Source organism: Pseudomonas serboccidentalis (genome assembly GCF_028830055.1).
Taxonomy (GTDB): domain Bacteria; phylum Pseudomonadota; class Gammaproteobacteria; order Pseudomonadales; family Pseudomonadaceae; genus Aquipseudomonas; species Aquipseudomonas serboccidentalis.
In genome coordinates this window covers 5,994,826-5,995,247 of record NZ_CP101655.1, presented here as the reverse complement: position 1 = coordinate 5,995,247, position 422 = coordinate 5,994,826, and the positions used below count along the sequence as shown (strand labels likewise).

Annotated in this window: 1 protein-coding gene; it reads right to left on the bottom strand. The window is 60.9% G+C overall.

Annotation, left to right across the window (positions count from 1 at the left end; translation table 11 throughout):
* A partial coding sequence (locus NN484_RS27220; protein ID WP_274658366.1) for an immunoglobulin-like domain-containing protein occupies positions 1–422 on the bottom strand: 422 nt, incomplete at both ends.

Below are 422 nucleotides of genomic sequence, written 5' to 3'. Positions count from 1 at the left end.
CACCGTGGTGGTGTCGATGGTGTCGGTGACGTTGGTGACCGCAGGAACGGTGCTCGGCACCAGATTCTCGAAGTTGCCACCGGTGGCAGTCGAAATGGTCGCTTCGACTTTGCCCGCGTCTTTGTACACGTCGTCTGCCGGAGCCGGAACGGTCACGGTGCCAGAAGTTTTACCGGCCTCGATAGTGATCACGGCGCCGTTGGACAAGGTCACAGTGACTGGCGTGCCGGCCGGGTTGGTCAAGGTTGCGGTATAAACGATCGAGCCACCTTCGGCCACGGTACCGGTCGCGGACAGCGACAGATTGGTGGTGTCGACGGTGTCGGTGATGTTGGTCGAAACCGGCGTCTTGTCAGCCACCAGATTTTCGTAGTTACCGCCGCTCACGTCGGTGATCGCGTTGGTCAGCGGCTCATGACCGG